This window comes from Clavibacter capsici (assembly GCF_001280205.1).
In the GTDB taxonomy this organism is placed as follows: domain Bacteria; phylum Actinomycetota; class Actinomycetes; order Actinomycetales; family Microbacteriaceae; genus Clavibacter; species Clavibacter capsici.
Genome location: NZ_CP012573.1, coordinates 1,990,038 through 2,011,996, shown reverse-complemented (window position 1 = coordinate 2,011,996; position 21,959 = coordinate 1,990,038). Strand labels below are relative to the sequence as shown.

Below are 21,959 nucleotides of genomic sequence, written 5' to 3'. Positions count from 1 at the left end.
GAGGGCGGGGCGGGTCCCCGACGGTAACCGCGGGGCGCGCCGCCGCGAGCGGACGGCGAACAGCCGCGCGCACATCCGCGGCCGGTCAGACTGGGGGCATGACCTCGCGCCCCGCACCCCGCCCGACGTCCGCCGACGAGCGGGAGGCGGATCGGCGCATCGCCCCGGACGGCGGCCGCCGCTCGATCCCGCGCACCCTGGCCCGGATCCTCCTCGGCGTCGTGCTGGTCATGGCGGGCACGGGCCACCTCACGGTCGCACGGCAGTCGTTCCAGGCGCAGGTGCCGACCTGGCTGCCGATGGATCCCGACTTCGTGGTGCTCGCGTCGGGCGTGGTGGAGATCCTGCTCGGCCTGTCGCTCGTGCTGCTCGGCCGCTGGCGCGTGTGGGTCGGGCTCGTGGTGGCGGCGTTCTTCGTCGCGATCTTCCCGGGCAACATCTCGCAGCTCGTCACGCGCACGCCCGCGTTCGGCCTGGAGACCGACGCGGCGCGCGCCATCCGGCTCGTGTTCCAGCCGCTCCTCGTGATCTGGGCGCTCTGGTCCACGGGCGCCTGGTCGGCCTGGCGGAACAGGCGCGCCCGCCGCTGACCGCGCCGTACCCGGCGATCGCGCCGAGCACCGGGAGGACGACGGCCCCGGCGATCAGCGTGTCCGGCGCCCCCTACGCCCGCGTGACGCCGACGCGCGAGAGGATGGCGGCCGTCGCGGCCCTGACGCCCGTCTCGATGGTGCCCTCCATCGTCGGCGCGAACTGCGGGGTGTGGTTGCCGGGCGGCGGGGTCTCGCCGCCGAACGCCTCCGGCTCGACGCCGCCGAAGGCCCAGTACACGGTGGGCACGCCGATCGCCTCGCCGAGGATCCCGAAGTCCTCGCTGCCCATGATGGGCGGCGACACGACGACCCGGTCGGCGCCGAGCTGCGCCGTGAGCGCCGCGACGACGCCGCGCGTGGCCTCCGGGTCGTTGCGGTTCAGCGGGAACGAGATGATCTCCTCGATCTCCGGCTCGGGCGCCCCGCTCGCGGCGGCCTCGGCCAGGATGATCCGCCGCACCGCCGGGAGCACGCGGTCGCGCACGGCCGGGTCGAAGGTCCGGATGCTGAGGCCGAGCACCGCGTGCTCGGGGATGATGTTCTCCTTCGTGCCCGCCTGGAACGTGCCGACGGTCACGACGGCCGCGGCCTGCGGGTCGATCTCCCGGGCGACCACGGTCTGCAGGCGCAGCACGATGGCGCTGGCCGCGACGATCGGGTCGATGGAGTTGTGCGGCTGCGAGCCGTGCGCGCCGCGGCCCTTGACGGTCACCCGCCACGAGTCGGACATGCTCATGAAGGCCCCCTCGCGCGTGGCGACCACGCCGACGGGGAGCGGGAAGACGTGCTGGCCGAGGATCACCTCGGGGCGGGGAGCGCGCTCCCAGAGGCCGTCGGCGAGCATCGCGCGGGCGCCCTCGCCGGTCTCCTCGCCGGGCTGGAAGACGAACACGACCGTGCCGGCCCACGCGTCGCGGTTGGCGGCGAGCGCCTGCGCGGTGGTGAGCGCGGCGGCCACGTGGAAGTCGTGGCCGCAGCCGTGCATCGTCGGCACCTCCGTGCCCGACGGGTCGATGCCCGTGTCGCGGCTAGCATGCGCGAGGCCGGTCTCCTCGAGGATGGGGAGGCCGTCGGTGTCGGCCCGGAACGCGACGACCGGGCCGTCGCCGTTGCGGAGGATCCCGACGACGCCGGTGCCGCCGCAGCGGCTCGTCTCGGCGCCGATCGCCTCCAGGTACGCCTCGATCGCGGCGGCGGTCGCGTGCTCCTGCATCGAGAGCTCGGGGTGCGCGTGCAGCGAGCGGAACAGCTCGTGCGCGTCCCGCACGTCGTCGTCCAGCAGGGTGACTCCGGGGTGCACGTCCATGGGGGATCCTCCTCGCGGGTGGGTGGGGTCCCTCGTGGGGACGGGTCCCTCCAGGCTATGCCCGGCCCTCAGCGGCGTCGGCGCCGGCCGTGGTCACGTCCCGGTCGCCGTCAGGCGCCGTCCGTCATGCCGCCGGGCGAGGGGGCGGGCGCCGGATCCAGCAGCGCCGGGTCGCGGATGATCCCGATGGGCGTGGTGTCCATCCGCACCGACTGCACCACCACGCGCTTGGAGCGGCGGCGGAGGTGACGGCGGGCCTGCGGTGTCGCGAGGAGGCTGCCGAGCACCAGGCCCGCGCCGATCGCGAGGGTGGTGGCCATCGCGCCGACGAACGCGCCCGTCGCGCCCGAGGTACCGGCCATCGAGTTGAGGAGCGCCGACGCGACCGCGAGCGACGGGAGGAGGGATCCGCAGAAGGCGGGCACCGCGATCGCCGTGGCCGACACCCGGACACGCGCGGCGACCACCGTCCCCAGGGCGCCCAGCAGGGTCGCGACGAGGAACGTCGCCGCCAGGAGCGGGACGCCGGCGGCCTTGAGGAGCCAGAGCGACACCGTGCCGACGAGCGCGACCCCGATGGCGACGGGCATGACGCGCGCGTTGGCGCCCTGCGTGATCCCGGTGGCGCCGGCCGCGAAGAACGTGGTGATGAGCAGCATCCAGAGGGGGAGCGCGCGGAGGGTGATGTCGGTGGGATCCACCTCGATGTCCACGCCCGCGGTCAGCGCCAGGCCGCCCGGGATGCCGACCGCGATGCCCGCGACGATGAGCACGATGATCATGGCCCGCGACAGCGCCATGGCGCGGAAGCCCGAGATGGCGTCCTGCGCCCAGGTGACGATCGTCACGTGGGGGAGGATCAGCACCACCACCGCCGCGACCATGGCGGCGGCGCTGCCGGCCGGCAGGACGCCCGACCAGATCGCGAGCGTGCCGAGCGCGGCGACGGCCGCCGACTGCACGGCGACGACGAAGAACGGCGGGATGCCGCGGCGCGACAGCTGCCGACCGACCACCATCACGCCGATCATGAGCAGGAACGCGCCGATCGCGCCCGCGAGGGAGCCGCCGGCCTGCAGCGAGACGGAGACGCCGAAGAGGCCCATGGCCGCGTCGGTGATCCACGACGGCCAGCGCGGCGGCGACTTGAGCACCTCGACGAGGCCGTCGACGGCGCTCGTCATGTCGCGGTCGTCGTGGAGCAGCTCGTCGACGATCTGGTACACGAGCGAGAGCCGGTGCAGGTCGCTGCCCTCGGCGGTGACGACGCGCAGCTTCACGAGCGGGGGACCCTCGTGCGGCGCGTACTGGATGGTGATGGCCGTGCCCGTGATGTCGAGCTCGAGCGGCGCGAGGTTCCACTTCGTGCTGACGGCGACGATGGCGATCTCGACCGCCCGCACGTCGGCGCCGGAGGCGAGCATCACCTCGCCGAGGTCGAGGCAGAAGTCGACGATCTGGCGCGGCGAGTAGAGGTCGCCGAGGCGGCCGTGCGCGGGTTCGGTGCCCTCGTAGATGGTGCCGCGGAGGCGCGCGCGGACGTCGCGCATCTCCTGCGGGTTGACGCGGCGGCGGCGCTGGCGCGGCGGACGGGCGGCACCGGGGTCCCGGCGGGGGCGGCGTGGATCCGCGGGAGGCGGGGTGGTGCTCAGCGCGATCAGCGCTCCGTTCGGTTGCCGGCCCGCGCGCGGCGGGGGCGGATGGTGGATCGCTCCCACACTAGGCGGGACTCGGGGGACACGCCCGCGCGGCGCCCGACCCGGGAGGATCGGACGCCGCGCGGGTCGAGCGGACGGGTCAGCCCTTGGGGCAGGAGCTCAGCGACGCGCTGATGGGGCCGCCGACCTTCGGGGCCGGGCAGATGAACTTCGCGTACGCGCTGTTGCCGTCGAGGTAGCGCTTGAGGAACGCCGTGACGGCGTTCCGGATCGTGGCGCTCGGCACGTGCTGGCCGCCCTCGTGGCCGATGCCCGCCAGCTCCAGGTACTGCTTCGGCGTGCCGGCGGGGATGGAGTCGTACGCGGGCTTGCCGAAGTCCTTCGGGTCGGCGACGTCGTCCTTCTGGCCGGTGATGACGAGGGTCGGGGTCGTCATCTTCGGGTACGACGGGTACATCGCGTTCGGGTCGGTCGCGGGCGGGAAGTCGAACGGCATGAGCCCGATCGCGGCCTTGATGGACGGGCGCGACTGGGCGGCCTGCATCGTGCCGCCGCCGCCGAACGAGTAGCCGATGAGGCCCACGTCGTCCTGGGAGACCTCGGACCTCACCGCGCTCTGGCCGGTGAGGTAGTCGGCCGCCGCGAGCATCTGGGCGGCGCGCAGGTCGGGGAGGTCGTCGGTCGTCAGCGTGTCGATGGCGAAGGCCACGAAGCCCTGGGAGGCGACGAGCTCGGCCATCTCCTTCTCGTTGGCGTTCGTGTCCGTGAAGCCGGGCGTGATGACGACGGCGCCGAGGACGGGCTTGCCGGTGTCCTGGGGCGCGTAGATGACGCCGCCGCCGAACTTCGTGACGGCCGTCCGAAGGACCACCGTGGTGCGCACAGCGAACGGAGCGTGGTGGTGGGCTGCGGCGCTGGTGTGCGTGGCGGCCCGGTGGTGGACGGGCGCGGAGGCCTGCGCGGCGGTGGGGATCGCGAGCGTCGCGACGAGCGCGAGGGCGGCGACGGCCGCGGGGCGGCGGAGCTGGGGGGACATGACGGACATGGGTCATCTCTCTCTTCGTGGTGTGCGGGAGCCCGGGCGGTCGCCGCAGGCAGGGTGCTGCTGGACGTTAGGGGCACGCGCCGCAGGATGCGGTCCGGTCGTCCCCAGCCGCGGAACCTGGGGATGATCGGCGCCTGCGATGCGGTGCGGGCTCGCGTGCGTCCGACGCGATCGCCGCGGTCGGGCTCAGCCGAGGAGCGCGCGCACGTCCTCCAGTGACAGCCCCGCCGATGCCGCGATCCGGTGCTCGTCGAGCCCGGCGGCGTGGGCGGCGCGCACGCCCTCGCGGAGATCCGAGACGGCGCGCACGTGCCCGGCCGACAGCTCGCTGAGGCGCGCGGCGTGCGCCTCCCGGGCGGGGTCGCGGACCGGGGGCGGACCGGCCACGTCGATCACCCAGTCAGCATCCGGGTGCTGCGCCCGGAGCACCAGCCGGCGCACCGCGGGCAGGTCCGGCGCGGACCAGTCGAGCTCTCCGAGGTCGGCGAGCGGCACCCAGCGCAGCTCGTCGTGGTCGGTGCTCGACGTGGGCAGCGCGCCGACGGGATCCACCAGGTAGCAGGCGAGGTCGATGACGCGGTCGCCCACGGGCACCTCGGAGCGGTCGACGAGCGCGCCGACCGTCACGTCGACGCCGAGCTCCTCGCGGATCTCGCGCGCGAGCGCCGCCTCGGGCCGCTCGCCGGCCTCGACCTTGCCTCCCGGGAACTCCCATGTCCCCGGGCCCGGCTTGTGGGCCGCGCGGCGGCAGGCGAGCGCGCGTCCGTCCTGGACCATCACGGCCGCCACGACCTCGAGTCCCGCCATGCCGCGCCTCCGTCCGGGTCGTCCGCCCGGCTCGACGCTACCGGCCGCGCCCGGGACGACCGCACCCGCCCTGTACCGTGGGTCCTCCGGCATCCGCCGCGACGAGAGGCACCCGTTCGTGAAGATCAGCCACCAGCGTCACTTCGTGGTCGCGGCCGAGGTGCTGCACCTGCCGAAGGCGGCGGATCAGCTCGGCATCTCGCGCGCGAAGCTCGCCTCCTCCATCCGCGCGATCGAGGAGCACTACGGCAAGGCCGTGTTCGACCCGCAGAGCACCGAGACGCGCCTGACGAAGACCGGCCGCCTCGCGTACGAGGAGGCCCTCGAGGAGCTGGCGAAGCCGTCCACCCCGCCCGAGGCCCCGAAGCCGCCGGCCGGCGGCAAGGCGAAGGCCTCCAAGGGCCAGGGCCGCGCGCCCGTGGTCAAGGGCCAGCCGAAGCCGTACAAGCGCACGCAGGGGCGCTGACCCGGATCGGATCAGCGCCCCCGCGGCGTGGTGGTGGGTCCTACTTCTTCAGGAACTCCAGCACGGCCTGGTTCCACTCCTCGGGGTGGCTGACCGTGACGCCGTGCGGGGCGTCCTTCACGACGTGCAGCTCGGAGCCCGCGATGGCGCGGTGCGTGCGCTCGCCGGACCCCTCGAACGGCACGGTCGCGTCGCTGTCGCCGTGGATGACGAGCGTCGGCACGGTGACCTTCGTGAGGTCGTCGCGGAAGTCCGTGGTCGCGAACGCGGCCATCGACGCGAGCGCCGCGTGCTTCTTCGACTGGTGCGCGAGCGCGATCGCCTCCTGGCGCTCCGCCTCGGTGACCTTGAGGACGCCGTTCGCGGAGTAGAAGCCGGTCGTGAACTCGTCGTAGAAGGAGTCCTCGTCCTTGGTGAGGCCGGCGGTCATCTCCGCGGCGGCGTCCTTGGTGAGCGGGCCGTCGGGGTTGTCGTCGGTCTTCTCCAGGTACGGCGGCACGGCGGACGCGAAGACGACGCTGTGCAGGCGCTCCTCGCCGCGGGTGCCGATGTAGCGGGCGATCTCGCCGCCGCCCATCGAGAACCCGACGAGGGTCACGTCGCGGAGGTCGAGCTCGGTGAGCACGGCGTCGAGGTCCGACGCGAACGTGTCGTAGTCGTAGCCCGTGAGCGGCTTGTCGCTGCGGCCGAAGCCGCGGCGGTCGTACGTGATGACCCGGTAGCCGGCGGCCTCGAACGCGGGGACCTGCTTCTTCCAGGACTCGCCGGAGAGCGGCCAGCCGTGGATGAGGACCACGGGTCGGCCGGAGCCCCCGGTGTCGTCGACGTGCAGGTTGGTGTCCTTCAGGAGCCCGTGGTGGGCGGTGATCTCGGTCATGCGGTCGTCCTTCCCTCAGTGATGAGTTCGTGCACTACAGAAATGCTTCGGAGCCGACGGTCGTGCGGTGCGGTCTCCGGATCCCCTGTGCCCGACACCGCGGCGCGGGCAGCAGGATGGACCCATGACCCCAGCCAACTCCTCCTACCGCGCCGCCCGTGACCTCCTCCAGGAGATGCGCACCGACCGGACATCTGCGGTGGAGCGCTTCCGGTGGCCGGACGTCGGCGACGCCTTCAACTGGGCCGTCGACTGGTTCGATGGGATCGCCCGGGGGAACGACCGCGTCGCGCTGCGGGTCGTGGCGGGCGACGGCTCCGAGCGGAGCGTGACCTTCGACGAGATGGCCACGCGCTCCGACCGCGTCGCCACCTGGCTCGTCGGGCTCGGCGTGCGGAAGGGCGACCACGTGATGCTCATGCTGGGCAACCGGGTGGAGCTGTGGGAGACGATGCTCGCGATCATGAAGGCGGGCGCCGTGATCCTGCCCACCTCGACCGTGCTCGGATCCGCGGACCTCGCCGACCGGGTGGAGCGCGCGGGCGTGCGCGCCGTGATCGCCGACGCCGCGCACACGGACGTGCTCGACGAGGTGCCGGGCGGCTTCCTGCGCATCGCGATCGGCGCGACCGACGACGCACCCGCGGCGGACGGCTGGACCGACTACCGCGACGCCGACCACGCGCCCGCCGACCGGGTGGGCGTCGAGGTCGCGTCCACGGATCCCGCGCTCGTCTACTTCACCTCGGGCACCACGAGCAAGCCGAAGATGGTCGTGCACACCCACACGTCGTACCCGGTCGGGCATCTGACGACCACCTACTGGCTGGGCCTCCAGCCGGGCGACGTGCACCTCGCCATCAGCTCGCCCGGCTGGGGCAAGCACGCGTGGAGCTGCTTCTTCGCCCCGTGGATCGCCGAGGCCACCGTCTTCGTGCACGACTACGCGCGGTTCGACGCTCACGTGCTCGTGGAGCAGCTCGCCCGCGCGGAGGTCACCACGTTCTGCGCGCCGCCGACCGTGTGGCGCATGCTCATCCAGGCCGGGATCCGGGAGCGGCCGGGGAGGCTGCGCGAGATCATGTCCGCGGGCGAGCCGCTCAACCCCGAGGTCATCGCGCGCATCGAGGAGTGGTGGGGGCTCGTGATCCGCGACGGCTACGGCCAGACGGAGACCACCGCCATCGTCGCGAACGCGCCCGGCGACGCCGTCGTGCCGGGGTCGATGGGCACCGCGCTGCCGGGCGTCGACCTCGTGCTCGTGGATCCCGTGACCGGCGAGCCCGCCGACGAGGGCGAGATCTGCCTCGACCTCACCACCCGGCCCGTGAACCTGATGGCCGGCTACCTCGGCGACGAGGCGCGCACGGCGGAGTCCCTGCGGGACGGGTTCTTCCACACGGGCGACGTCGCGCGGCGCGACGCCGACGGATCCATCACCTTCGTCGGCCGCACCGACGACATCTTCAAGTCCTCGGACTACAAGATCTCGCCGTTCGAGGTCGAGAGCGTGCTGATCGAGCACCCCGCGGTCGCGGAGGCCGCGGTCGTGGGCGCGCCGGATCCCGTGCGGCTCAACGTCGCGAAGGCGTACGTGCACCTCGCCGCCGGGTGGGAGCCCGACGAGGGCACCGCGCTCGCCGTGCTCAGGCACGCGCGCGAGCGCTGCCCCGCGTTCATGCGCGTGCGGCGGGTGGAGTTCGGCGAGCTGCCGAAGACCGCGTCGGGGAAGATCCGCCGGGTCGAGCTGCGCCAGCGCGAAGTGGCGGCGGCGGACGCCGGCGAGCGGCTCGACGGGGAGTGGCGGGACGACCAGTTCCCGGGCTTGCGGGCCCGCTGACGCACGCCGTCAGGGCCGCGTCGGCGACCCGCCCGGCGCGGACCGGATGCGGGCCCGGCGGCCGGTAGCATCCCGTCATGCCCCTCGCGTCCCCGTCCGCCCTCGAGCCGCGGCGGGCCGCCCGGTGAGGGAGAACCCGTCGTTCGCGCTCGAGGACGAGGGCGAGATCCGCCGCCTCGTCGACGAGAACCCGTGGGCCACGATCGTGAGCGGCACGGGCGCGGGGCTCGTCGCCTCGCACTACCCGGTGCTGCTGGATCCCGACCGCGACGGCCTCGTGCTCCTCACCCACGTCGGCCGCCCGGACGAGCGGATCCACGAGCTCGGCCAGCGCGACGGCGCCGACGGCGAGGTGCTCGTCATCGTGCAGGGCCCGCACGGCTACGTCTCGCCCGGCTGGTACGACGCCGATCCGGCCGTGCCCACCTGGAACCACATCAGCGCGCACCTGACCTGCCGGGTCGAGATCCTGGGCCCCGAGGAGAACCTGCGCGTGCTCGGGCAGCTGGTGGACCGCTTCGAGGACCGCATGCCGGAGCCGCGTCGCATGGAGGGCACGGCGGCCGACGCGGCGTACGCCGCCCGGATCAGCGCGGGCACCGTGGGCCTCCGGCTCGTCGTGACGCACTTCGTCGCCAAGGCGAAGCTCAGCCAGAACAAGCCGCCGCACGTCGTCGAGCGCGTGCTCGACGCGCTGGAGCACGGCGCGGAGTACCCGAACGCGGCGCTCGCCGCGGAGATGCGGCGGGCAGCGGCGCGCGCGGACACCACGACCGCCGGCGGACCCGAGTGACCGCGCTGCTGCTCGCGGGCGGACGCCTGCCCGGATCCGCCGCGCCCGTCGACGTGCTCGTGCGCGACGGGGCGATCGCGTCCGTCGGGCCCGCGGGATCCGCCGACGCCGCCGGCGCCGAGACGCGCGCCCTCGACGGCCGGTACGTCATCCCGGGACTCTGGGACAACCACGTGCACTTCACGCAGTGGACCAAGGTGTCGCGCCGTCTCGACCTCTCCCGCGTCGCGTCCGCCGCGGAGGCGGTCGCGCTCGTGCGGGACGCGCTCCGGGCGCGCGAGGCCGCCTCCTCCGGCACCGTGACCCGCGACGCCGCCGGCGCTCCCGAGGCGCTCGTCGGCTACGGCTTCCGCGACGGCCTCTGGCCCGACCTCCCCACGAAGGACCTCCTCGACGCGGTCGCGGGCGACACCCCGGTGCTCCTCGTCAGCGGCGACCTGCACTGCTGCTGGGCGAGCTCCGCGGCCCTCGCGCCGCACGGCTACGGCGACCACCCCACCGGCCTCCTGCGCGAGGACGACTGCTTCGACTTCATGTACCGCGTGGAGGAGGGCGACGCGTCGTCGCTCGACGCGCGGGCCGTGCGGGTCGCGCGCGACGCCGCCCGCCGCGGGGTCGTCGGCGTGGTCGACCTCGAGATCGACTGGAACCCCGAGCGCTGGCGCCGGCTCGCCGCCCTCGGCCACGACGCGCTCCGGGTGGAGTGCGGCGTCTGGCCGCAGCACCTCGACCGGGCGCGCGCCGAGGGCCTCCGGACCGGCGACCTGCTCGACGGCACCGGCGGCCTCGTGCGCGTGGGGCCCGCGAAGGTCGTCACCGACGGATCCCTCAACACCCGCACCGCGTACTGCTTCGACCCGTACCCCGACGTCGACGGCCAGGGCGGCGGAGCGCACGGCGGCGCGTGCGGCACGCTCTCGGTGCCGCCGGAGGAGCTGCGCGGGCTGATGTCGCGGGCCGTGCGCCAGGGGCTGCGACCCGCGATCCACGCCATCGGCGACCACGCCAACCGGCTCGCCCTCGACGCGTTCGCCGCCCTCGAGCGGGAGACCCGGGGCGCGCACCGCGACGCGGACGGCATCGCGGGATCCATCGAGCACGCCCAGCTGCTCACGCGCGAGGACGTCGCCCGGTTCGCCGCGCTCGGCGTCGTCGCGAGCGTGCAGCCCGAGCACGCGATGGACGACCGCGACGTCGCCGACGTCTACTGGGCCGGCCGCACGGGCCGCGCCTTCGCCCTCGCCGACCTCCGCGCCGCGGGCACGCGCCTCGCGCTCGGCTCCGACGCGCCCGTCGCGCCGCTGGATCCGTGGGCCACCATGTCCGCCGCCGTCGGCCGCGCCCGCGACGGCCGCGAGCCGTGGCACCCCGAGCAGGCCATCGACCGGGCCGCCGCGCTCGACGCCTCCGTGCGCACGCGCGTGGCGCCGGGGGAGCGGGCCGACCTCGCGATCGTGGACGCGGATCCGCTCGCCGACACGACGACACCCGACGACCTCCGGGCGATGCGCGTCTCCGCCACCCTCCTCGGCGGCCGGTTCACGCACGACACGCTCGGGGGCTGACGGCAGGAACACCGCACCGGCCCGGGGCGTTGAGCCCAGCATGAGAGCGATCACCTACACCCGCACCGGTTCCCCCGACGTCCTGCAGCCCGTCGACCGCGACGAGGCCGCCCCCGGCCCCGGTGAGGTGCGCGTCCGCGTCGTCGTCTCCGGCGTGAACCCCACCGACTGGAAGTCGCGCGACGGCGGATCGCCCGGCCAGGAGCTCCCGTTCCCCGAGGTCGTCCCGAACCAGGACGGCGCGGGCGTCATCGACGCCGTCGGCCCCGACGTCACCGACCTCGCCGTCGGCGACCGCGTCTGGATCATGCTGGCCGCCCACGGCCGCCCCACCGGCACCGCGCAGGAGAAGACGGTCCTGCCCGTCGCCCGCGTCGCGCCCCTGCCCGACGGCCTCTCCTTCGACCTCGGCGCGAGCCTCGGCGTGCCGGCCGTCACCGCGCACCGCGCCCTCACCGTCTCCGAGGACGGCCCGTCGCGCCTCGCGCCCGGCGCCCTCGCCGGGAAGCACGTGCTCGTCGCCGGCGGCGCGGGCGCGGTCGGCCACGCGGCCATCCAGCTCGCGCGCTGGGCCGGCGCCACCGTGATCACCACGGTCAGCTCGCCGGAGAAGGGCGCCCTCGCGACGGCCGCCGGCGCGCAGCACGTCGTGGACTACAAGCACGGCGACGCGGTGGCGGAGATCCGGTCCATCGCGCCCGACGGCGTCGACCTGGTCGTGGAGGTCGCGCCCGCGCAGAACGCCGAGCTCAACCAGGCGGTGGCGAAGAACCGCGCGTCCGTCGCGGTGTACGCGAACAACGGCGGCGACACCGTCACGCTGCCCGTCGTCGACAGCTTCGTGAAGAACCTGCGCTACCAGTTCCTGCTGCTCTACACGGTGGGCCAGGAGGCGCTCGACGCCGCTCGCGCGGACATCCACCTGGCGCTCATCGACGGCGCCCTGCCCGTCGGCGAGGAGGCGGGCCTGCCGATCACCCGCTTCGCGCTCGAGGCCACGGCGGACGCCCACCAGGCGGTCGAGGACGGCGTGACCGGCAAGGTGCTCATCGACGTGACGCCCGCCTGATCCCGGGCCGCACCCGGCCCGACATGCGGATGGCCGCATCGCCTCGTGCGATGCGGCCATCCGCGCGTCCGGACCGTGCGACCCCGGCGCGCTACTCCGTGCGGGTCACCCGGCGGCGCGAGCGCGGCGGCCGCGCGAGGAGCCCCTGCATGATCACCGGGGCCAGCGCGCTCGCGTTCAGGCAGGTGGAGACGAGGAACGCGATCGCGAGCGCGTTCGACGGGATGCCCCACGCCTCGGCGACGAGGTGCAGCGCCAGCACCACGAGCGACCAGGCGAGCAGCAGCCACGACGACACGTGCAGCCAACGCGGCGTCCGCGCCCCCGCGAGCGCGACGCCCGCCATGATCGCCGCGTTCACGACGGCGAGCGCGAGCGGGGCGGTCATGCCGTCCCCCGAGGTGGTGCGTGGCGAGTCCTGGCGTGCACGTGCATGGTGTCGTCCCCCTTCGACGGGCCGGTCGGCCTGCATCCACCCTGACGCGGCGAGAGCGTCGGATGAAGTCGGCGCTATCGAGGACACGGGACGTCCCGGGCGCGTCGTCAGGCGTCGGCGCGGACCAGCGGGGACGTGGAGGAGAGGTCGAGGCCCACGTCGACGAGCACCACGCGGCCCGCGAGCGCGCGCCCGGGGCCGAGCAGGAGGCCGGCCTTGCCCGCGCCGAACGTGACGGTGACGTCGGCGGGCAGCACGGTCGGATCCGGGACCGCGCCGTCGTCCCAGCCGACGCCGCTCGGGATGTCGCACGCCACGACCCGCGGCCCGTGGTCGGCGGCCACCACCGGCAGCAGGGCGGCGACCACGCGCCGCGCCTCGCCGCGGAGGGCCGGGCTCGCGGTCGTGCCGATGCCGAGGATCCCGTCGACGACGAGCGCGGACGCGCGGCCGAGCGCCGCCACCGCGTCGTCGTCGAGGTCGTCCGACGCGGTGATGCGGACGCCCGCCTCGGCGGCCCGGGCCGCGCCGCCCTCGTGGACGCGCGACGCCGTGCGGATGACGCGCACCTCGCGACCCTCGCGGGCGAGCTCGGCGGCGGCGAGCAGGGCGTCGCCGCCGTTGTTCCCCGCGCCGACGAGCACGAGCACCGCGCCCGCGGGCGCCTCCGTCCGGCAGGCGCGCGCGAGCCCGGCGGCGGCGACCCGCATCAGCTGCGCCCCGGCCGCGAGCAGCGGCGCCTCGGCGGCGCGGATGTCGTCGGCCGCGTAGCCGTCGGCGAGGGAACCGGGAGCCGTCACGCGGGCGCGATCCGGTCGACCAGGAGCTCCGCCCACGCGCGGTAGACGCGCCCGTAGAGGGTGTCCTCCGGGTCCGGCGCCGTGAACTCGGGGATCCGCCAGGCCGGGAACGGCACGCTGGCGGCGCGGTCGATGCCCTCCGTCACGCGGCGCGTGCTGCGGTTCAGGGTGTCGGCGTGGCGGCCGACCGGGCCGGCGATGAGCGCCGGCGTGACGGGCGAGACCTCCAGCGGCGGGACCTCCGTCACGAGCACGAGGGCGCCCGCGGGCATCCGCGCCTGCATCTCGACGATGCACGCGCGGAGCAGCGACTCCCAGAGCGGCGTGGGCGTGAAGCGGATGGCGTCGCCGATGCCGAGCGCGAGCACCGCGACGTCGGTGCTCGCCCAGGCCGGGAACGCGTCGAGGCCCGCGCGCCAGGAGCGCACGGTGAAGTCGGGGAACGACTGGACGGACCAGAACACGCCGCGGCCGGTGCGCACGGCGAGCTTGTGCGCCACCTGGCCGGCGACGCCCAGGTCGTGCGACACGGTCTGGTAGCCGACGGCCGTGCCCTCGCCCACGACCGCGAGGCCGTAGGGATCCGGGCCCGGCAGCGACCCGGTGGGGGAGTCGCGGGGGAACGTCGCGCGGCGCATCTCGCGGTAGAGCACGCGGTACTGCAGCCGCCCGAGCGTGGCGGACCGGAGCGACGCGAGCGGGCCCGCGGACAGCCCCGAGGCGCCGGACGATCCGTCCCGTCGGGTGCGCGCGTCGGCGGCGCGACCCTGGTCGGCGGCGCGATCCGGGTCGGCGGCGCGACCCGCGTCGGCGGAGGGGGGCGGAGCGCCGGTCATCGCAGCCCGTCCCATCCGTCGCGATGCCCCCGAGCGGGGACGTTCGCAGGATATCCCGCGCGGGCGACGCCCTCCACCAACCGCCCCCACGTCTACGCGCCGCGGACGAGGAGGACGGGGCGGACGAGGCCGATCAGGCCAGGATGTCGCGCACCATCGGCGCCACGATCGAGCCGTAGCGCTCGATGCCGCCCATCATGCGCTCGTGCGAGAACGGGCCCGCGCTGTACTTGAGGTCGAAGCGCGTGGCGCCGACGGCCTTGAGCGTCGCGGCGATCTTGCGGGCGACCGTCTCGGGGGATCCCACGTACAGCGACCCGTGCTCGATCTCCTGCTCGTACGACGCGCGGGCGAGGGGCGGCCAGCCGCGGTCCTTGCCGATGCGGGCGTGCATCACCTGGTAGTCGGGGAAGAAGGCCTCGCGGGCCTCGGCGTCGGTCTCGCCGACGTAGCCGGGCGAGTGGATCCCGACGGGCAGGCGCGGCTGCTCGAGCTGGTCGAGGGCGCGCGCGAACAGGTCGGCGTAGGGCGCGAAGCGGTGCGGCTCGCCGCCGATGATCGCGAGCATGAGCGGGAAGCCGTGACGCGCGGCGCGCACGACCGACTCGGGGCTGCCGCCGACGCCGACCCAGGTCTTTATCCCGTTCGCGGTCTTCGGGAACACGTCGTGCTCCGTGAGGCCGGCGCGCGTCGAGCCGCTCCAGGTGACGGGCGTCTCCTTCACCAGCTCGGCGAACAGGCCGAGCTTCTCCTCGAAGAGGCGCTCGTAGTCGCTCAGCTCGTAGCCGAACAGCGGGAACGACTCGGTGAACGAGCCGCGGCCGAGGATGACCTCCGCGCGGCCGTCCGACACGGCGTCGAGCGTGGCGAAGCGCTGGAAGACGCGCACCGGGTCGTCGGAGCTGAGGACCGTGACGGCGGATCCGAGGCGGATGCGCTCCGTCCTCGCGGCGATGGCGGCGAGCGCGACCTCGGGGGAGGAGATCGCGTAGTCGTCGCGGTGGTGCTCGCCCAGGCCGATGAAGTCGATGCCGACCTGGTCGGCGAGGACGCCCTCGGCGACCACGTTGCGGATCACCTCGGCGTAGGGCAGCTCGCGGCCGTCCGGTCCGACCGTGACGTCGCCGAACGTGTCCAGTCCGAGCTCGATCTCCTGCGCCATGCTGCCCTGCTTCCCTATCCATGCGAACGTATGCATCTGGGTCAACTGTAGGGGTGGGATCGGCATTCCCGCGAATCGGGCGGGAGGTGAAGCGGGTCAGCCGACGACGGGCTGGGCGCGCGTGATCTCGGTGTCCTCGACGCGCGACTCCGGCATCAGCAGGCCCGCGGCGACCGTCGCGAGCGCGCACACGCCGACCGCGAGGAACACGGCGCCGGACGCGGCGATCACGGCGTCGGGATCCCGCTGGCCGCCGTCCGAGGCGGCGAAGATCGCGTTGGCGATCGCGCCGAAGACGGCGACGCCCACCGCGCTGCCGATCGAGCGGGCGAAGAGGTTCGCGCCCGTGACGACGCCGCGCTCGCCCCACCCGACGCTCGACTGGGCGCCGATGAGGCTGGGCGTCGCGACGAGGCCGAGCCCCAGGCCCACCACGAAGCAGCCGGCCGCGATCCCCGCGAGCGTGGGCGTCGCGGCGAGCAGCGCGATGGATCCGGTGCCCACGATCGTGAGCGCCATGCCGATGAGCACCGTGCGGCGGAAGCCGATGCGGAGGTACAGGCGGCCCGACAGCGACGCGGAGATCGGCCAGCCGATCGTGAGCGCCGCGAGCGCGAGGCCCGAGACGAGCGGCGTGACGCCGATCGAGCCCTCGAGGTAGGTGGGCACGTAGGAGGTGAGGCCGATGAGGATCGCGCCGACGCCGAGCGACACGAGCGTCGTCGTGAGGAGGAGGCGGCGGGAGAACACCCAGAGCGGGAGGACGGGCTCGGCGGCCCGGCGCTCGACCAGCAGGAACGCGACGATCAACACGGCGCCGACGGCGAAGGCGCCGACGCTCGGCACGGAGTCCCACGCCCATGCCTGGCCGCCCTCGAGCACGGCGAGGATCAGGAGGCTGAGGCCCACCGTGAGCAGCGCGGCGCCGGCGTAGTCGACGCGGTGCCGCGTGCGCTCGATGGACTCGTGGAAGCGGCGGACGATCATCCAGCCGGCGACGAGGCACAGCGGCACGTTGACGAAGAAGATCCAGCGCCAGGTCGTGAACTCGGAGAAGACGCCGCCGAGCGTCGGGCCCACCACGCTGGAGACCGCCCAGACGCTCGCGAGGTAGCCCTGGGTCTTGGCGCGCTCGGCGACCGTGTAGATGTCGCCCGCGATCGTGATGGCCATGGGCGCCACCGCACCCGCGCCGAGGCCCTGGATCGCGCGGGCCGCGATGAGGGCGGGCATGCTCCACGCGACGCCGCACAGCACGGACCCCACGAGGAAGAGCCCGATGCCGATGAGGATGATCGGCTTGCGGCCCACGGTGTCGGCGAGCTTCGCGTACAGCGGCACCGACACGGCCTGCGCGAGCAGGTAGATGGAGAACAGCCACGGGAACGAGGCGAAGCCGCCGAGGTCGTCCACGATGGACGGCACCGCCGTGGCGAGGATGGTCGAGTCGATGGCCACGAGGCCCGTCGTCATCATCAGGGCGATGAGGATCGGGCCGCGCTCGGATCGGAATCCGACGCCGCTGGTGTCAGTCATGAGCCTCCCGGGTCGAACGGTGAACGAGCGTGAGGACGTCGGCATTCCCCCGACGCGCGATCCGTGTGGTCGACTGGGACCCCCACCGGAAGGACCCCCGTGACGTTCCGCGCCCCCGACGCCTTCACCACCCGCCCCACGCTCCGCGGCACGTTCGGCATGAGCGCCTCCACCCACTGGCTCGCCTCCGGCACCGGACAGGCCGTGCTCGAGCGCGGCGGCAACGCCTTCGACGCGGCGGTCGCCAGCGCGTTCGTGCTGCACGTCGTCGAGCCGCACCTCAACGGGCCGGGCGGCGACATGACCGCCGTGGTGCACGTCGCGGGGGAGGCGGCGCCGAAGCTGCTCATGGGACAGGGATCCGCGCCCGCCGCCGCGACGCCCGAGCGCTTCCGCGAGGAGGGCCTCGACCGCGTGCCCGGCGCGGGCGCCCTGGCCGCCGCCGTGCCCGCCGCGGTGGACGCGTGGCTGCTCCTGCTGCGCGACCACGGCACGTGGGAGCTCGCCGACGTGTGGGCGTTCGCCATCGGCTACGCGCGCGACGGGCACCCCGTGCTCGAGAGCGTGCGCCGCACCATCGCGGGCGTCGCCGACCTGTTCCGCGAGCACTGGTCGGCGTCCGCCGGGTTCTGGATGCCGGACGGCGAGGCGCCCGCCGCCGGATCGCTCGTGCGGAACCCCGCGTGGGCGTCCGCCATGGAGCGGATCCTGTCGGAGGCGTCGGCCGCCGCGGGACAGGACGCGACGCGCGAGGACCGCATCGAGGCCGCGCGCACGGTCTGGGCGGAGGGCTTCGTCGCCGAGGAGATGGTCGCGAGCGTGCAGGATCCGCACCGGCACTCCACCGGCGCCGACCACTCCGGGCTCCTCGCCGCGGAGGACCTCGCGTCCTCCCGCGCCTCGTGGGAGGACGCCGTCTCGATCGAGTTCCGCGGCCTGCGCATCTGGAAGACCGACGCCTGGGGCCAGGGGCCGGCGCTGCTGCAGGCGCTCATGATCCTCGACGGGTACTCGGACGAGGAGATCGACCCGGCGACCGCGGCGGGTATCCACCGCATCATCGAGGCGCAGAAGCTGGCGCTGGCCGACCGCGAGGCGTACTACGGCGACGCGGTGCCGGGCGGCGCGCCCCTCGACGTGCTGCTGTCGGCCGAGTACGCGGCCGAGCGGCGCGCGCTCATCACGGACGAGGCGTCGCACGAGCTGCGGCCCGGACGCATCGACGGCGTGGCGCCCTTCCAGCCGCCGCTCGTGGTCGAGGGCGACGCGCCCGCGTCCGCCGGCGGAACGGGCGAGCCCACCGTCTCCCGCACGGGGGAGACCCGCGGCGACACCTGCCACCTCGACATCGTCGACCGTTGGGGCAACATGATCTCCGCCACGCCCTCCGGCGGCTGGCTCCAGTCGTCGCCGTTCATCCCCGCTCTCGGCTTCTGCCTCGGCACGCGCCTGCAGATGACGTGGCTCGAGCCCGGCGGACCGTCGTCGCTCGTGCCGGGGCGCCGGCCGCGCACGACGCTGACGCCCACGCTGATCACGCGCGACGGCGAGCCCGTGGAGGCGCTCGGCTCGCCCGGCGGCGACCAGCAGGACCAGTGGCAGCTGCCCTACCTGCTGCGCACGATCGTCGGCGGCTTCAGCCCGCAGCAGGCGGTGGATGCGCCGACGTTCCACACGACGAGCGTCCCCGGGTCCTTCTGGCCGCGCACCTGGACGCCCGGCGGCCTCGTGGTCGAGGGCCGCGTGGGTGACGACGTGATCGCCGACCTGCGGGCCCGCGGGCACGAGGTGGAGGTCGCGGGGGACTGGACTCTGGGGCGGCTGTCCGCCGTGACGCGGGATCCCGCCACGGGCCTGCTGGGCGCCGCCGCGAACCCGCGCGGGGCGCAGGGCTACGCGGTCGGGCGATGACGCTCGACCGGCAGATCGCGTCGGCGCTCATCGCCGACCACGCCCGGCGGCGGGTCGGGAGCGATGCGGCGCTGCGGGCGGCGTCGGCACCCGGTCGGTTCGTCGCGGAACCGGACGCGGCGACGCCCGCGGTCGGCGCCGTGCTCGGCGCGTCCGAGCAGCGGAACGCGACGTGCGGGGACGTCGTCGACCTCCGGGTGCTCGCGGTGGATCCCGCGCATTCGACCGGCTCGACGGGCGCGCTCGTGGATCCCGCCTGGCGCATCGCCGTCCGCTGGCACGGCCGCGGCTGCACGGTGTCGCAGGCGTCCGCGTCGATGCTCGCCGAGCTCGTCGAGGGGCGCACGGCCGCGGAGGCCTCGGCCCTCGTCGTCGAGCTGCGCGCGCTGATCCGCTCCCACGAGCTCCGGCCCGGCGCGGAGGACCGCCTCGGCGACGCCTTCGCCCTCGCGGACTCGGGTCGCTACCCGCTCCGCGGCACGTGCGCGCTCCTCGCGTGGCACGCGCTGGAGGAGGCGCTCGCGCGCTGAGGCGGCATCCGTGCGGGCAGCCGGCCCACCGCGTCTGATCAATGCGTCCTGTGCGCGATCCTCCGTGTCCTGGGCGCAGTCGCTGCATGATGCTCGCGTGAGCCGCGACGGACGCGGTCGCTCGGCATCGGAGGAACCATGCGGATCTCGCGCACGACCCTGTCCATCCTGACCATCGGCACGCTCGCCCTCGGCGGGGCCGCGGCGCCGGCCTCCGCCGCTCCGGGCGCGGAGCTTGCAGCTCCCGCTCCGGGCGCGGTCTCCGCCGGCGACCGTGCCCGCATCGCGCAGCGCCTCGTCGACTTCGACGTGCCCGAGGGCCTCCGTCCGGGGCTCCTCGACGCGGCCGAGCACGGACGCCCCTTCGACGCGGCCACCGGGGCCGCTCCGACCTCGGCCGACACCGTCGTCCACGATGGCCTGGCGTACGAGGTCTCCCGCTACGCCGACGGATCCTTCATCGCGACGGCGCTCGAGACGCCGGATCCGGGCGCCGTCGTCCGCCCCGACGACATCCAGGGCTGCTCCCGGTACACCGGCGCCGGGGTGACGGAACACTCGCACTGCCTCGTCATCAGCGACACCCCGACGCTCACCTTGCAGTTCCGCGCCTCCTACTACCGCTCGGCGGCCGCGGCGGGCATCGACGAGATCTCCGACTGGGACATCCAGGCATACGGGGGCTCGTGCGCGCTGCAGGAGTTCGACGTGGTGAAGGCGCGCAACGGGTCGGCACCCGGCCCGGCGAAGGCGCGGCTCCGCTGCTTCGCGAACGCGGTGAGCGGGATCGCGAGCTCCTATCCCTACCTCGACCTGGTCGTCGACGGCTCGGGCGCTCGCTCGGAGTCGAACTCCTGAGGGCCGCTCACGGGTGCCGGTCGTGGTCAGCGCCCGTGCTGAGATCGGCCGCCTCGACGAGGTGGGCATCGCGCGCGGCCAGGTAGGCGCGGGCGCCCGCGTCGCCGTGCACCTCGTCGGCGAGCGGGGCCCAGTGGTCTCGGCCGATCAGCGCGGGGTGCCCGGGGCGGCCGCGGAAGACCGCCTGGCGCAGGGTCATGGGATCCACCGGCGCGGCGTCGAGGACGCGGCGCACCGTGGCCGCGTCGAGGTCGGGTACGTCGACCGGGGCGACGGCGAGCGCGACGGGCGGGGGATCCAGCGCCGCGGCCGCCCGGAGCGCCGCACGCAGGGAGGCCGACATGCCGTCGGCCCAGTCGTCGGCACGCACGACGACGGCGTCGGCCGACTCGGGGAGCGTGCCGAGCAGCACCGCGGCCTCGTGGGCGGATGCGCCGAGCACGACGAGCACGGGGGAGCAGCCCGCGTCGGCGAGCGCGCGGATCGCGGTCGTGAGCCACGGCGTGCCGTCGGGATGCGTCGCGAGGGCCTTGGGACCGCCGAAGCGGGTGCCGGCGCCCGCGGCGAGCACGACGCCCGCGATCCGCCTGGTCGAGCGCTCGTCGTCGTCCGCGCCCCGTGATCCCGCCATCCGCCCATGCTACGAGCGCCCTCGCCGCACCCAGCCGCGCGGCCTACGCTCGATCCATGGATCCCGACTCCGCCTCCGCGCTCGCCCTCACCCTGTCGCTCGGCGTGCCCGTGCTCGCGATCCTCGTCGCCGTCGTCCTCGCCGTCGCCAGGTCCCGCGGCGCCGGGTGGGGCTGGTACATCGTCGGCTGCACGGTGGTGGCCCTCGTGCTCGCGCTGGGCCTCGCGATCCTGGCGACCTGGGCCGCGCAGACCCGCGTCGGCTACCTCGACGAGGGCGTCAGCACGTTCGGGATCGTCGTGATGGGCGTCCTCGGCGGCGTCGCCACCTTCGTCGTCGGCCTCGTCGCGGGAGTCGTCGGCCTCATCTCGGCCGCCGTGCGCCAGCGTGACCGCGTGCCGTCGTCCGCGCTCGTCCACGGGTGAGCCGGCCCGCCGGCCCCCGCATCGCCTCCACCGGCGACCGCCTGCCCCCGCCTCGTCCCCGAACGCGCCCGCCCGGCCGCGTCGTCCGTACCGCGTCCGGCGTCGCGACCCGGGTCGGCCCGACGAGCACCTTCGCCGCGTTCCTGATCCTGGGCCTCCTCGTCATCACCGCCGCGTCGAGCCTGTTCGCGGGCCTCTACGTCGCCGTGATCGACGACGACAGCGTCGCCCTCCTCGACGAGCCCGCGCTGCACCTCGCCATGGACGTCCGCTCGCCATGGCTCGACACCGCCGTCACCGTCTTCACCGAGGCCGCCGGCGTCTACGCCGTGCCGATCGTGGGCGTGGCGGTGATCGTGCTGCTCGCGATCCGCCGGCGCCAGTGGGTGCCGGTCGTGCTCGGCCTCACCGCGGGCGCCGGATCCCTGCTCATGACCGAGGTCGGCAAGGACCTCGTCGGCCGCGACCGGCCGCCGCGCGCCGACGCCGTCCCGCCCTACGAGACGTCGCCGTCGTTCCCGTCCGGCCACACGCTCAACGCGAGCGTGGTCGCCGGGATCGTCGCGTACCTGCTGGTCCTCCGGCAGCTGCGGCGATCCACGCGCGTGCTCACCTACGTCGTCGCCATCGCGTTCGCGGCCTCCGTGAGCCTCAGCCGCGTCTACCTCGGCCACCACTGGCTCACCGACGTCCTCGCCGGCTGGCTGCTCGCGCTCGCGTGGCTCGCCCTCGTCGTCATGGCGCACCGGCTCCGGCTGCGGCTGCTGGAGGCGCGCGAGCGCGAGCGCGACGACCGCGGCGCGTGATCCCGGGCG

General features: G+C 74.7%; 22 protein-coding genes. 11 read left to right on the top strand and 11 right to left on the bottom strand.

Annotation, left to right across the window (positions count from 1 at the left end; translation table 11 throughout):
* Positions 1–98 precede the first annotated feature (98 nt).
* The gene (locus AES38_RS09430) at positions 99–590 is read left to right on the top strand and encodes a DoxX family protein (RefSeq protein ID WP_053774747.1); all 492 of its coding nucleotides are present in this window, start codon (positions 99–101) and stop codon (positions 588–590) included.
* A gap of 73 nt (positions 591–663) precedes the next feature.
* Here AES38_RS09430 and AES38_RS09425 read toward each other — a convergent pair whose 3' ends face one another.
* From AES38_RS09425 to AES38_RS09410, 4 genes are all read right to left on the bottom strand, one after another.
* The gene (locus AES38_RS09425; protein ID WP_053774746.1) at positions 664–1,899 is read right to left on the bottom strand and encodes an amidohydrolase; all 1,236 of its coding nucleotides are present in this window, start codon (positions 1,897–1,899) and stop codon (positions 664–666) included.
* A gap of 110 nt (positions 1,900–2,009) precedes the next feature.
* Entirely contained in the window at positions 2,010–3,449 is a 1,440-nt protein-coding gene (locus tag AES38_RS09420; RefSeq protein WP_244629149.1) for a threonine/serine exporter family protein, read from the bottom strand.
* A 247-nt stretch (positions 3,450–3,696) separates the two neighbouring features.
* The gene (locus AES38_RS09415; RefSeq protein WP_053774744.1) at positions 3,697–4,602 is read right to left on the bottom strand and encodes a dienelactone hydrolase family protein; all 906 of its coding nucleotides are present in this window, start codon (positions 4,600–4,602) and stop codon (positions 3,697–3,699) included.
* Positions 4,603–4,788: 186 nt separating this feature from the next.
* Positions 4,789–5,409, bottom strand: coding sequence for a (deoxy)nucleoside triphosphate pyrophosphohydrolase (locus tag AES38_RS09410; protein WP_053774743.1), 621 nt, complete (start codon positions 5,407–5,409; stop codon positions 4,789–4,791).
* Positions 5,410–5,527: 118 nt separating this feature from the next.
* Here AES38_RS09410 and AES38_RS09405 point away from each other — a divergent pair, with 118 nt between their 5' ends.
* On the top strand, positions 5,528–5,875 hold the full coding sequence (locus AES38_RS09405; RefSeq protein WP_053774742.1) for a LysR family transcriptional regulator: 348 nt from the start codon (positions 5,528–5,530) through the stop codon (positions 5,873–5,875).
* 40 nt (positions 5,876–5,915) lie between these two features.
* Here AES38_RS09405 and AES38_RS09400 read toward each other — a convergent pair whose 3' ends face one another.
* The gene (locus AES38_RS09400; RefSeq protein ID WP_053774741.1) at positions 5,916–6,752 is read right to left on the bottom strand and encodes an alpha/beta fold hydrolase; all 837 of its coding nucleotides are present in this window, start codon (positions 6,750–6,752) and stop codon (positions 5,916–5,918) included.
* Between the two features lie 124 nt (positions 6,753–6,876).
* On the opposite strand from AES38_RS09400, the gene AES38_RS09395 reads away from it, so the two are divergent.
* From AES38_RS09395 to AES38_RS09380, 4 genes are all read left to right on the top strand, one after another.
* On the top strand, positions 6,877–8,592 hold the full coding sequence (locus AES38_RS09395) for an AMP-binding protein (RefSeq protein ID WP_053774740.1): 1,716 nt from the start codon (positions 6,877–6,879) through the stop codon (positions 8,590–8,592).
* Positions 8,593–8,716: 124 nt separating this feature from the next.
* Positions 8,717–9,385 (top strand): FMN-binding negative transcriptional regulator, encoded by a 669-nt coding sequence (locus tag AES38_RS09390; protein ID WP_053774739.1) that lies wholly within the window; start codon positions 8,717–8,719, stop codon positions 9,383–9,385.
* On the top strand, positions 9,382–10,950 hold the full coding sequence (locus tag AES38_RS09385; protein WP_053774738.1) for an amidohydrolase: 1,569 nt from the start codon (positions 9,382–9,384) through the stop codon (positions 10,948–10,950). The genes AES38_RS09390 and AES38_RS09385 overlap by 4 nt, the downstream gene beginning before the upstream one ends.
* A gap of 40 nt (positions 10,951–10,990) precedes the next feature.
* Entirely contained in the window at positions 10,991–12,019 is a 1,029-nt protein-coding gene (locus AES38_RS09380) for an NADPH:quinone reductase (protein WP_053774737.1), read from the top strand.
* A 91-nt stretch (positions 12,020–12,110) separates the two neighbouring features.
* Here the strand turns inward: AES38_RS09380 and AES38_RS09375 are convergent, their stop codons facing one another.
* The 5 genes from AES38_RS09375 to AES38_RS09355 form a co-directional block, all read right to left on the bottom strand.
* A complete protein-coding gene (locus tag AES38_RS09375; protein ID WP_053774736.1) occupies positions 12,111–12,407 on the bottom strand; it encodes a hypothetical protein in 297 nt (98 codons plus the stop codon).
* A 155-nt stretch (positions 12,408–12,562) separates the two neighbouring features.
* Positions 12,563–13,255 (bottom strand): NAD(P)H-hydrate epimerase, encoded by a 693-nt coding sequence (locus AES38_RS09370; protein WP_053774735.1) that lies wholly within the window; start codon positions 13,253–13,255, stop codon positions 12,563–12,565.
* Positions 13,252–14,091, bottom strand: coding sequence for an SGNH/GDSL hydrolase family protein (locus AES38_RS09365; protein WP_072174631.1), 840 nt, complete (start codon positions 14,089–14,091; stop codon positions 13,252–13,254). Before AES38_RS09365 ends, AES38_RS09370 begins: the two co-directional genes overlap by 4 nt.
* 133 nt (positions 14,092–14,224) lie before the next feature.
* Complete coding sequence (locus AES38_RS09360) at positions 14,225–15,253, bottom strand: LLM class flavin-dependent oxidoreductase (RefSeq protein WP_053774734.1); 1,029 nt, start codon at positions 15,251–15,253, stop codon at positions 14,225–14,227.
* 96 nt (positions 15,254–15,349) lie between these two features.
* A complete protein-coding gene (locus AES38_RS09355) occupies positions 15,350–16,789 on the bottom strand; it encodes an MFS transporter (protein ID WP_053774733.1) in 1,440 nt (479 codons plus the stop codon).
* A 99-nt stretch (positions 16,790–16,888) separates the two neighbouring features.
* Here AES38_RS09355 and AES38_RS09350 point away from each other — a divergent pair, with 99 nt between their 5' ends.
* The 3 genes from AES38_RS09350 (at position 16,889) to AES38_RS09340 (ending at position 20,088) form a co-directional block, all read left to right on the top strand.
* Complete coding sequence (locus AES38_RS09350; RefSeq protein ID WP_053774732.1) at positions 16,889–18,700, top strand: gamma-glutamyltransferase family protein; 1,812 nt, start codon at positions 16,889–16,891, stop codon at positions 18,698–18,700.
* Positions 18,697–19,230 carry an iron-sulfur cluster scaffold-like protein gene (locus AES38_RS09345; RefSeq protein WP_053774731.1) on the top strand — a complete coding sequence of 178 codons (534 nt, stop codon included), beginning with the start codon at positions 18,697–18,699 and terminating at the stop codon, positions 19,228–19,230. The genes AES38_RS09350 and AES38_RS09345 overlap by 4 nt, the downstream gene beginning before the upstream one ends.
* 138 nt (positions 19,231–19,368) lie before the next feature.
* Positions 19,369–20,088, top strand: coding sequence for a hypothetical protein (locus AES38_RS09340; RefSeq protein ID WP_053774730.1), 720 nt, complete (start codon positions 19,369–19,371; stop codon positions 20,086–20,088).
* Between the two features lie 7 nt (positions 20,089–20,095).
* On the opposite strand, the gene AES38_RS09335 is transcribed toward AES38_RS09340, so the two are convergent.
* Positions 20,096–20,719, bottom strand: a complete 624-nt coding sequence (locus AES38_RS09335) for a nucleotidyltransferase family protein (RefSeq protein WP_053774729.1) — start codon at positions 20,717–20,719, stop codon at positions 20,096–20,098.
* Positions 20,720–20,775: 56 nt separating this feature from the next.
* Here AES38_RS09335 and AES38_RS09330 point away from each other — a divergent pair, with 56 nt between their 5' ends.
* Positions 20,776–21,144: a hypothetical protein gene (locus AES38_RS09330; protein WP_053774728.1), complete on the top strand. Its 369-nt coding sequence runs from the start codon at positions 20,776–20,778 to the stop codon at positions 21,142–21,144.
* On the top strand, positions 21,141–21,950 hold the full coding sequence (locus tag AES38_RS09325) for a phosphatase PAP2 family protein (protein WP_157883520.1): 810 nt from the start codon (positions 21,141–21,143) through the stop codon (positions 21,948–21,950). Before AES38_RS09330 ends, AES38_RS09325 begins: the two co-directional genes overlap by 4 nt.
* Positions 21,951–21,959: the final 9 nt, after the last annotated feature.

Coding starts and splice junctions, on each gene's coding strand:
- AES38_RS09360 (WP_053774734.1), bottom strand. CDS start 15,253: ATGGCGCAGGAGATCGAGCTCGGACTGGACACGTTCGGCGACGTCACG.
- AES38_RS09425 (WP_053774746.1), bottom strand. CDS start 1,899: ATGGACGTGCACCCCGGAGTCACCCTGCTGGACGACGACGTGCGGGAC.
- AES38_RS09395 (WP_053774740.1), top strand. CDS start 6,877: ATGACCCCAGCCAACTCCTCCTACCGCGCCGCCCGTGACCTCCTCCAG.
- AES38_RS09400 (WP_053774741.1), bottom strand. CDS start 6,752: ATGACCGAGATCACCGCCCACCACGGGCTCCTGAAGGACACCAACCTG.
- AES38_RS09355 (WP_053774733.1), bottom strand. CDS start 16,789: ATGACTGACACCAGCGGCGTCGGATTCCGATCCGAGCGCGGCCCGATC.
- AES38_RS09335 (WP_053774729.1), bottom strand. CDS start 20,719: ATGGCGGGATCACGGGGCGCGGACGACGACGAGCGCTCGACCAGGCGG.
- AES38_RS09365 (WP_072174631.1), bottom strand. CDS start 14,091: ATGACCGGCGCTCCGCCCCCCTCCGCCGACGCGGGTCGCGCCGCCGAC.
- AES38_RS09375 (WP_053774736.1), bottom strand. CDS start 12,407: ATGACCGCCCCGCTCGCGCTCGCCGTCGTGAACGCGGCGATCATGGCG.
- AES38_RS09340 (WP_053774730.1), top strand. CDS start 19,369: ATGCGGATCTCGCGCACGACCCTGTCCATCCTGACCATCGGCACGCTC.
- AES38_RS09430 (WP_053774747.1), top strand. CDS start 99: ATGACCTCGCGCCCCGCACCCCGCCCGACGTCCGCCGACGAGCGGGAG.
- AES38_RS09345 (WP_053774731.1), top strand. CDS start 18,697: ATGACGCTCGACCGGCAGATCGCGTCGGCGCTCATCGCCGACCACGCC.
- AES38_RS09415 (WP_053774744.1), bottom strand. CDS start 4,602: ATGTCCGTCATGTCCCCCCAGCTCCGCCGCCCCGCGGCCGTCGCCGCC.
- AES38_RS09420 (WP_244629149.1), bottom strand. CDS start 3,449: ATGCGCGACGTCCGCGCGCGCCTCCGCGGCACCATCTACGAGGGCACC.
- AES38_RS09330 (WP_053774728.1), top strand. CDS start 20,776: ATGGATCCCGACTCCGCCTCCGCGCTCGCCCTCACCCTGTCGCTCGGC.
- AES38_RS09380 (WP_053774737.1), top strand. CDS start 10,991: ATGAGAGCGATCACCTACACCCGCACCGGTTCCCCCGACGTCCTGCAG.
- AES38_RS09410 (WP_053774743.1), bottom strand. CDS start 5,409: ATGGCGGGACTCGAGGTCGTGGCGGCCGTGATGGTCCAGGACGGACGC.